This is a genomic window from Betaproteobacteria bacterium (genome assembly GCA_016791345.1).
Taxonomy (GTDB): Bacteria; Pseudomonadota; Gammaproteobacteria; order Burkholderiales; family JAEUMW01; genus JAEUMW01.
Window position 1 is genome coordinate 1 of record JAEUMW010000206.1, and the last position, 2,460, is coordinate 2,460.

3 protein-coding genes are annotated in these 2,460 nt (G+C 65.3%); all 3 read left to right on the plus strand.

The genetic code is table 11. The features are described 5' to 3' along the window. Positions 1-198: 198 nt before the first annotated feature. Positions 199-972, plus strand: a complete 774-nt coding sequence (locus tag JNK68_07780) for an SDR family oxidoreductase (protein MBL8540257.1) — start codon at positions 199-201, stop codon at positions 970-972. A 78-nt stretch (positions 973-1,050) separates the two neighbouring features. Then, positions 1,051-1,956, plus strand: a complete 906-nt coding sequence (locus JNK68_07785; GenBank protein MBL8540258.1) for a LysR family transcriptional regulator — start codon at positions 1,051-1,053, stop codon at positions 1,954-1,956. A 127-nt stretch (positions 1,957-2,083) separates the two neighbouring features. Then, positions 2,084-2,460: endonuclease/exonuclease/phosphatase family protein (locus JNK68_07790; GenBank protein MBL8540259.1), on the plus strand; the 377-nt coding region annotated here is incomplete at its 3' end.

The following is a 2,460-nucleotide window of genomic DNA, read 5'->3' on the forward strand; positions in this document are numbered from 1 at the left end:
CGGCCGCCTGGCGTCCATCGATTCTGCGCTCGCACGCTAGCGCGGCGTCTCATCCCCACGTCTTCCTTCCGTTTTCACTCCGGCGTTTCGCGCACGGCGATTGGACTGTCATTCTGGACGGTTCATCCCGTGCGCGGCGGCTGATTCAGCAAGCACTTCCACCTAAGCTGGCACTCCGAACAGTTTCAGGAGATGCCAATGGCTGACCATTCCATCACAGGCAAGACCGTCCTCATCGCGGGCGGCGCCAAGAACCTCGGCGGACTCATTGCGCGCGACCTTGCCGGGCACGGCGCGCGAGCCGTGGCCGTCCATTACAACAGCGGCGCATCGAAAGCGGATGCCGAAGCTACCTGCGCCGCAGTCGAGGCTGCGGGCGCGCGGGCCGTGGCGATCCAGGCCGATCTGACAACGGCGGCAGCTGCCGAGCGGCTTTTCGCGGACGCGATTGGCAGCGTCGGTGCACCCGACATCGCGATCAACACCGTGGGCAGGGTGCTCAAGAAGCCGATTCTGGAGGTTACCGAGGCGGAGTACGACGAGATGGCAGCCGTGAACTCCAAGTCCGCGTTCTTCTTCCTCAAGGAGGCGGGCAGACACGTCAACGACGGAGGCAAGGTCGTGACACTGGTGACTTCGCTGCTTGGCGCCTTCACGCCGTTCTACGCGTCCTATGCCGGCACCAAGGCCGCGGTGGAGCACTTCACGCGGGCGGCGGCAAAGGAGTTCGGCGCACGCGGCATCTCCGTGAATGCCGTGGGGCCGGGTCCCATGGACACGCCCTTCTTCTATCCGGCGGAAAGCGACGATGCCGTCGCCTACCACAAGACTGCTGCTGCGCTTTCGCCATTCACCCGGTCCGGCCTCACCCACATTGAGGACGTCGTTCCGTTCATCCGTCATCTCGTGAGCGATGGCTGGTGGATCACCGGCCAGACGATTCTCATCAACGGCGGCTACACGACGAAGTAGCCTTCGCGCGGAAACCTCTTCGCAACTGTTTCGCCGACCCGCCGCGGTCCTTCACTCGGGGCGTGATAAAAAGATGGAATGGACCGACTCCATCAGTATCGCGTGTTCGTTCAGGTTGCCGAGATGGGCAGCTTCATCAAGGCGGCTCACCGGCTGGAGATCCCGCGCGCCTCGGTCTCGGCGGCCGTCCAGCAACTCGAAGCGAAGCTCGGCACACGACTCCTGCACCGGACCACCCGACAGGTTCGGCCCACCGCCGATGGCTTGAAACTGCTGGAACGCCTGCGGCGGCTGCTGGCTGACGCGGAGGACATCGACCAGCTCTTCGTTGGCAGCGAGTTCAAGGTCGCGGGTCGGCTGAACGTGGACATGCCCACACGCATCGCCCGGCGGCTGGTGGCACCGTCCCTGCCGGACCTGCTGCGGCGCCATCCCGGACTGCAGGTGGCACTGAGTTCCACCGACCGCGTGATCGACCTGGTGCGCGAGGGGATGGACTGCGCCGTGCGGGTCGGCGCGCTTCGGGAAAGCAACCTCGCGGTCCGTCCCATCGGGCGGCTTGCTCTCGTCAACTGTGCGAGCCCGGACTATCTGGAGGAACACGGGGCACCACGCCACCCGGACGATCTCGGCAAGGGGCATTGGTCGGTGGGCTATGCCTCGCCCTCGACCGGACGGGAAGTCCCCTGGGAGTTCCTGTGCTCAGGCGAGGAACGCAGCGCGGAGGTCCCATGCCGCGTGATCGTCAACAGCGCGGAAAACTACATCGCCTGCTGTCTGGCGGGACTCGGGCTCATCCAGATCCCGCGCTTCGACGTCGAGCAGTTGCTCGACAGCGGCCGACTGGTGGAAGTCATGCCCGATTTTCGCGCCGCGCCCATGCCGGTATCGCTCGTCTACCCGCACCGTCGCCAGCGCACACACCGCCTCGGCGTGTTCATCGACTGGTTCGCGGCACTGATGCGCCCGCACCTCGAGCCCTGACGGCGCGCAGAAACTGGTGGAATGTCCGCCGGACACGCGCGGCGACGACGCGCCGACGTGATGTGCGAGCTGTGGCAGGCGTTTCTGTGTGAGACTCTCATGGAGTCAGGGTTATGCGGGAAACAGCATGCTCAGAATCGCCACTTGGAACGTCAACTCCCTCAAGGTCCGGCTGTCGCAGGTGCTGGACTGGCTGCCCGCCGCCGGGATCGACATCGCCTGCCTGCAGGAAACCAAGCTGCAGGACATCGACTTCCCGTTCGAGGCCTTGCGGGTCGCCGGCTACCAGGCGCTCGCCGCGGGTCAGAAGACCTACAACGGGGTGGCGATCGTCTCCCGCCGACCTGGCATCGACGTGGTGACCGCCATCCCGGGCTGCGACGATCCGCAGAAACGAGTGCTCGCCGCGACGTTCGACGACGTGCGGGTGATATGCCTCTACGTGCCGAACGGAGAGTCGGTGACGTCGGACAAGTATCGCTACAAGCTGGACTGGCTCGCGGC

What these genes read in the sequence shown, in the direction of transcription:
- JNK68_07785 (MBL8540258.1), top strand. Translation starts at nt 1,051, where the DNA reads ATGGACCGACTCCATCAGTATCGCGTGTTCGTTCAGGTTGCCGAGATG.
- JNK68_07780 (MBL8540257.1), top strand. Translation starts at nt 199, where the DNA reads ATGGCTGACCATTCCATCACAGGCAAGACCGTCCTCATCGCGGGCGGC.